Origin of the sequence: Actinoplanes sp. NPDC051633 (genome assembly GCF_040681735.1) — a bacterium.
Lineage (GTDB): Bacteria > Actinomycetota > Actinomycetes > Mycobacteriales > Micromonosporaceae > Actinoplanes.
In genome coordinates, this window is record NZ_JBFAZH010000506.1 from 1 (window position 1) to 5,456 (window position 5,456).

At 75.6% G+C, this 5,456-nt stretch carries 5 protein-coding genes and 1 pseudogene; 1 reads left to right on the top strand and 5 read right to left on the bottom strand.

What is annotated here, in order from left to right; all coding sequences use genetic code 11:
* The 5 genes from AB0M20_RS25150 to AB0M20_RS25170 all read right to left on the bottom strand — a co-directional run.
* On the bottom strand, positions 1-660 hold a 660-nt coding region (locus tag AB0M20_RS25150; protein WP_364302119.1), incomplete at its 3' end, for a hypothetical protein.
* Positions 657-3,314, bottom strand: a complete 2,658-nt coding sequence (locus tag AB0M20_RS25155) for an FtsK/SpoIIIE domain-containing protein (protein WP_364302121.1) — start codon at positions 3,312-3,314, stop codon at positions 657-659. The genes AB0M20_RS25155 and AB0M20_RS25150, both read right to left, overlap by 4 nt.
* Positions 3,307-4,245, bottom strand: a complete 939-nt coding sequence (locus AB0M20_RS25160) for a hypothetical protein (RefSeq protein ID WP_364302123.1) — start codon at positions 4,243-4,245, stop codon at positions 3,307-3,309. Before AB0M20_RS25160 ends, AB0M20_RS25155 begins: the two co-directional genes overlap by 8 nt.
* 4 nt (positions 4,246-4,249) lie before the next feature.
* Positions 4,250-4,510 (bottom strand): hypothetical protein, encoded by a 261-nt coding sequence (locus AB0M20_RS25165; protein WP_364302125.1) that lies wholly within the window; start codon positions 4,508-4,510, stop codon positions 4,250-4,252.
* A gap of 191 nt (positions 4,511-4,701) precedes the next feature.
* Positions 4,702-5,073: a hypothetical protein gene (locus tag AB0M20_RS25170; protein WP_364302127.1), complete on the bottom strand. Its 372-nt coding sequence runs from the start codon at positions 5,071-5,073 to the stop codon at positions 4,702-4,704.
* Between the two features lie 81 nt (positions 5,074-5,154).
* On the opposite strand from AB0M20_RS25170, the pseudogene AB0M20_RS25175 reads away from it, so the two are divergent.
* Positions 5,155-5,456 (top strand): annotated as a pseudogene (locus AB0M20_RS25175) (ATP-dependent Clp protease ATP-binding subunit); the annotation flags it as partial.

Consider the following 5,456-nt stretch of genomic DNA (forward strand, 5'->3'; position numbering starts at 1 on the left):
CTCGGGCTGGACGACTGGAACGCTGCCCTCACGGTGAACCTGACCAGCGCGTACCTCACGTGTCACCACACCCTGCCGCACATGCTTGGCGCCGAAGACCGCCAGCACCGGGCCGACCAGCATCACGATCAGCGCGAGCACCGGCAGCGCCACCGCCCAGTCGCCGCCCGCCGCACGCCCGGCCCAGCGCAACAGCTGGTGCGCCACCACGCCGCACGCGCCGCCCAGGAAGCCGAACGCGGCGAACATCGCCGAGGTGACCCCGCTCAGCGGGCGGGGCGGCGGCTGGTAGCGGGACGTCGCGGCGGCGTCCTCGAGGTATTCGTGGGCGGCGCGGTCGCGCTGGCGGGGCACGGTCGCGTCCGGCGGGGTACGCCCGAAGCGCTCCGCCCGCGGGTGGTCGGCCACGAAGGTCGCCCACAGCCCGCGCACCTCGGCGTCGATCTGCTCGCGTTCCCGGTACGCCGCCTCGACCGCCTGCTCGGCCGCGCGCACGTCCTCGTCCGCCGCGCGCACCTTCTCGTCGGCGGCGGCCACCCTCTCGTCATGCCAGGTGACGGCCTCGGCACGGTCGGCGGCGGCCGCGGCGTCCAGACCGGCCAGCCGGCGCAGCAGTCCCCGGTATCCGGCCGTGTCGGGGCCGGGCAGCGGGGCGCTCACGACGGCCCGTACGGGATGATCACCTCGGCGCCGCGATGCACCGAGCGGTCGAAGTGCAGCGCCCGCCACGGCCGCGGATACCAGGGCGGCGCCCCGGTGCCCGGGAAGTACGGCGCCAGCTCACTGCCGTGCACGTCCAGCGCCACCCACGCCCCGATCGCATCGGTCCGCGACGCCTGCCCGCCCAGCGTGTCCCGCAGCAACCCCGCGCCCCGCCACCAGCCGAGCACGTGGATCCGCCGCTCCGGACCCTGGCGCAGGATCCGCCGCACACTGCCGCCGTGCGCCGGGGCGGCGTCCACCGCGTAGAGGAAGAGGAAGTGCGGCCGCTCGCCGGCCGCCTCCTCGGCCGCCGCCGCGGTGTCCTCCAGCAGCCAGTCCACGTCGGTGTGGTCGTAGAAGCCGGTGTCCGCCGGGTTCAGCTCGCCCCGCAGCGCCTCCACTGCGGCGCCCGCATCCGGGTCGAGACAGGCCACCGAGAAGCGGGCCGTGCCCGGGGCGAACTGGGCGGCCAGCGACCGCGCCGCCGTGCCCAGCACCGCGCAGGCCTCGTCGACCCGGGTGCCCAGCACCGCCAGGTTGCGGCCCGGGGCGCGGCGCAGCATGGTCCGCGCCGACCGGGCCGTCACGTCGATCGTCTCGCCCAGCAGCACCACCGGAGCGCCGTCGCTGTTGCGCGTCAGGCCCGCGAAGTCGGGGCTGTCGCTCAGCCGGGGGATCGCGTCGCCGTCGAAGAGCCGCGGCGCGGACAGGTCGGGCGGGCGATGCCGCCAGAGCCGGTGCTGCAGCTCGTTCCAGCTGGTCCGGTCGCCCGCGGCGGGCACCCGCACCACCCGGTTCGCCGGGTACGCCCCCGAGTCGGCGTTGACCACCGCGTGATACCGCGGCAGTGACTCGGCGGCGTGATTGGGCTCGGCCAGCACCCGCTTGGCGCGTGGCAGGGCGATCCGCAGCGAGAACTGGGCGACCAGCGCCGGCCGGCCCCACAGCGCCTCGATGCCGGACACGTCCTGGCTGGCCAGCACGAGGTGGATGCCCTGCGAGCGGCCCCGCCGGGCCAGGTCCTCGAGCAGGTTCACGGCCTCGCCGGCGACCGCGTCCCGGCCGGCCAGCAGCACCTGGAACTCGTCCACCACCGCGACGATCCGCGGCCAGTGCCCCTCCGGGTCGTCGGCGCGCAGCTCGGCCAGGTTGGTGACCTCGTGCTGCTTGGCGGCGTCGGCCCGGCGGCGCAGCTCGCCGCTGAGGAAGCGCAGCAGCGCCAGCCCGAACTCGCGGTCGGTGTTCACGTTGACGCCGACCAGGCGGACGTGCGGCAGCCAGCTCGGGTCGCGGCGGCCCGGGGCGAACCGCGCGAAGGACACGCCCTCCTTGAAGTCGAGCAGGTAGAACGCCAGCTCGGCAGGGGAGTAGCGGGCGGCGAGGCCACCCATCCACGCGTAGATCAGGTTGGTCTTGCCGGTGCCGGACGGGCCCGCGATCAGGGCGTGCGGCGGGTAGTCGCTGAGCGTCACCCGGACCTCGGTCCCCTGCGGACTGTCGCCCAGCGGCGCGGTCAGCCCGTACGCCGAACTCTCCTGCCACTCGACGGCCGGCAGGAGGCTGGCCAGCGCGACCGGCGCCGGCCCGGCGGCCACCTCGTCGGCGATCCGGCGGCTGGTCAGCGTCAGCACGCCGGCGGGCGGCCCCGGGTCGAGCACGATCGGCAGGTCCCCCGCGCCGCTGGTCCGGGTGCCGTCACCGGGCGCCGCCTCGATCACCTCGATGCCCGGGATCGGGCGCACGCCCAGACCCCGGATCACCAGGTGCACCCCGCATTGCGCGCCGGTCCGCAGCAGCCGTTCCAACTGCTCCCGCTCGTGCGCCGTGAACTTGCCGGGGCGCATCAGCACCGCCACCCGCCACGGCTCGGGCCGCCGCCCGGTGGCCGCGGCCAGCTCCCGCAGCGACGTATGCTCGCCGGCCAGCACGGTCTCGTTGATCCGGCGTACGTGCTCGACCAGCTCGTCGAGCAGCCCGGTGAGCCCGCTCGGCCCGACGAAGGTCAGCACCCCGGCGGTGGCCAGCGGCGCGAACCCGGCCAGCGCCCCGCCCAGGTGCTCGGGGTCGTAGCCGGTCATCCGGACCGTGCCCGGCGGTGCCGTGCCGAGTGCCCGCAGCAGCAGCGCGGCCACCACCTCGTCGCCGAGCCGGTCGTCCCCCCGGACCACCACGTGCCCGCGGTCGAGCAGCGGCACCAGCGCCGGCACCTCCAGGTCGGTCGGGCCGTCCCGGTCGCCGCCCGGCGACGGCAGCATCAGCCGGCCGATCCGCAGCTCGGGCGCCGACTCGCCGGGTCCGCCGGGGGTGGGCTGCCAGCGGTCCCAGGGGTCGCCCGCGGCCCCCGGCGCGCCGGTCTGCCCGGCCGCCGCGGCGGCTCCGGCCAGCGCGGCGAGGTCGTCGTGGTGGCGGAGGTCGATGTCGCGCAGCCGCTTGTCACGGGCCTGGGCGAGCTGCGCCTTCTGCCGTTCGGCGGCGGCCGCCACGCGCTCACGCCGTTCCATCGCGGCGGCGTGCCGGCGCTGGGCGGCGGCCACTGCCGCGTCGGCCGCGCCGAGCGCCTGTGCCAGCGCCGCCCGCAGGTCGATCACCTGCTGGTTCTTCTGATCAGGCATCGGCGGCGGCGCGGCGTGGCATCGGTTCGGGGGCCTGGGGGTCCAGCGTGGACGGGTCACGGCCGAGGCGGGCCAGCAGCACGCCGGCGAGCACGCTCGAGGTCACCGCGGAGTCCGCCGGGTGCGCAGACCCCTCGGGTACGCGAGCCCGGCACAGCCGCGCGAGGATCTGCTCCAGCACGGGGGCCGGGATGCCCGGCAGCAGCGACCGCACCCGGGCCGCCACCGCCGTCCGCAGCCGCCCGAGATCCTCCGGCCGCGGCTCGTGCCCCAGCAGGTCCCCGGACAGCCGCCGCAGGACCGGCGCGGCCGCCGCGGAGAGCGACAGCCCGGTCGTCGCGTCCACCTCGTGCAGGTCGTGGCCCAGCCGGGCCCGGTCGCCGGAGCGCACCCGGCCGGCCACCCGCCGCATCAGCTCGCCGGTGTCGATCCGGCGCCGCATCTCGGCGGCGACCGGTTTGCTGTCGATCTGGTCGGGGTGCGGCGGCGCCTCCCCGGTGAGCTGCTCCACCCGGCGCTGCCACCACGGGCCGAGCTTCTCCGGCGACGGCGGCTCCCGATCCGGCCGGTCGGGCCGGTCGTGCCGGTCGGCCGGTTTCGCCCCCCGCTCGTCGCCCTTCTGCTGCTGGTCCTCGCGCCCGGCCCGCCAGTCGCGGTCCGGCGCCTGTGCGCCCTCGGCGGACAGGCCGACGGCGGTCAGGTAGGCGGCGATCGCGTCCTGCGCCAGGCGCAGCGCCGCGGCGGCGTGCTCGGCGTGCTCGGTGGCGTTGCCGAGCTGCGGCACGCCCATCGGGTCGACCGAGGTCTGGCGCACCCAGTCGAGCAGCTCGGTGGCGCTGCGCAGTCGCTCCATGGCGGCGGTCACCAGGCCGGTGGGCAGCTCGTCGGAGGTCGCCCGTAGCTGGGCGCCGAGCTCCTGCAGCAGAGACATCTCGTTACAGCGTCGCCGTGTAGGTCTGCGCCTGCTCGACCGCCATCAGCGTCGCGCCGAGGCACTCCTCGAGCTGCTGGTCGGCCTGCGACAGGGAGGCGTGGGCCGCGCCGACGGCGTCGTTGGCGCTGCCGTCGAGGGCCGCGGCCAGGCTCTGCTGGGCCTCGCCGAGCTTCTCCCGCGCCGCCTGTATGGCCGCCTGGCCCTCGGTGACCTGCTGCAGCGCGGCGTCGACCGCCGCGCGCACCTCGGCGACGCTGGCCACTCGTGCAGCCTCCCGCGACTTGAGTACCCGAATACCTTCCGTCAGAGTATCGCCCGCCCTGAGCCCGGCGTACCGCCCCGTCCGATTCACTCAACAACACGGGCGCGCCCGCACCCCGCAGTGGTAGCCCACCCACGTGTTCGGGCCGTCCAAAGGTGGGTGGACTACCACTTTCAGCGGGGGAACGACTTTCAGCGGGGGATCGACGACGGGCCGCGGAGCTCGGCGCCCAGCTCGGTGACCCGGCGGCGGAGCTCCCGATCGGCGGTCACCACGATCACTCGGCGGTCGTCGTCCTGGCCGGCCACCAGGTCGACGATCGCGTCGTCGCCGGAGCCGGGCGCGCGCTCCACGCGTACCCCCTGGGCCGGGGGTATGTCCCTGGCCTTTCCCTCGACGACCATGACGATGTCGAGCGGGCCGGGAAGATCCGGGAGGCCCGATGACGTTATGTCAACCAGTCGGTCGCGGAGGCGGATGGCCGCCCCGGCGCGGTCGCGCCACCAGCCGTCGGGCACCGAGCCCACCACGTTGGCGGCGTCGACGACGAGCAGCGGCTGCATGAGATCAGCGTCTCACGAGGGCATTTCCGGCACGCGCGAGACGCTGTTGTTTGAGGAAGCAAATTTAGGAGTGACCAGAGTATGAGCGAGTGGGATGACCTGTTCGCACGCTTCCTCGGTGCGGCCGAGCCGCGTCGGGCAGCGCAGCGGATCGACATCACCAAGTACATGAGCAACGATGCCCGGGAGGTCCTCTCGGCCGCGGCGCGCCGTGCCGCGGAGACCGCCATCCCCGGGGTCCCGGTGGCCGATCTGGACACCGACCACCTGCTGTGGGCGGTCCTGCAGCTCGAGCCGATGCGCGCCCTCGTGCGCCGCGCCGGCGCCGACCCGGATGCCCTGCTGGCCGGTCTGCCGGGCCCTGGCGAGACCGGCGAGTTGCC